The following is an 884-nucleotide window of genomic DNA, read 5'->3' on the forward strand; positions in this document are numbered from 1 at the left end:
CGGGCCCGCCGCCTCCGCCTGCACACCTGCCTCCACATCACCGATCGGTCCGATCAGTATGAAGGCAGGACCTGTGCGGCGGACCGCGGGTCCGGGGCGGCCTGTCGGGCTCCGTGGTGAGCGCCGTCAGGCCGTCGTCGGCAGCCGGTTCGGGCAGTCCGACCGGCCAGGTGTGCACGGGGTCGCCCTGCTCGGTCAGCTCGCGGTAGCGGCGGGTGGTGGCCGCCAGCGCCTCCTCCCGGCCGAGCCCCAGGTCCAGCGCCCGGTGGAAGGTCGCGGCCTGCCAGGACGCGCCGTTCACCCGGCGCCGGCAGCGCTCCTCGATCACCCCGAGGTACCGGTCCCGGTCGGCGGGCTCGATCCCCCACGCGTCCAGCCCGGCCGCGGCGAGCGGCAGCAGCTCCTCCCGTACGAGGGTGACCGCGTCCACCTCGCCCAGCCCGCCGAGGCGTCCGCGCCGGGGCCAGGTGAAGCGGGCGTCGATGCCGTCCTTGCAGGCGGCGTCGAAGTTGGCGGCGGCGGCCTCGAAGGGCAGCCGGCTCCACACCGGGCGGGCGTCCTCGGCGAGCGCGCGCACCACGCCGTAGTAGAAGGCCGCGTTCGCGATCACGTCGGTCACGGTGGGCCCGGCGGGCAGCACGCGGTTCTCCACGCGCAGGTGCGGTACGCCGTCGGCGATGCCGTAGACGGGGCGGTTCCAGCGGTAGACCGTGCCGTTGTGCAGGACGAGTTCGGCGAGCGAGGGAACGCCGCCGCGGTCCAGCACCTCGAGCGGGTCCTCGTCGTCGCAGATGGGCAGCAGGGCGGGGTAGTAGCGCAGGTTCTCCTCGAAGAGGTCGAACGCCGAGGTCACCCAGCGCTCCCCGAACCAGGTGCGCGGCCGC

General features: G+C 74.8%; 1 pseudogene. It reads right to left on the reverse strand.

The annotated features are described in order from the left end of the window. Nucleotides 1–145 precede the first annotated feature (145 nt). Nucleotides 146–884, reverse strand: a pseudogene (locus CCN29_RS22040) (glutamate--cysteine ligase); the annotation flags it as partial.

The sequence above is a fragment of the Streptomyces pseudogriseolus genome (assembly GCA_002154585.1).
Classification (GTDB): Bacteria; Actinomycetota; Actinomycetes; order Streptomycetales; family Streptomycetaceae; genus Streptomyces; species Streptomyces pseudogriseolus.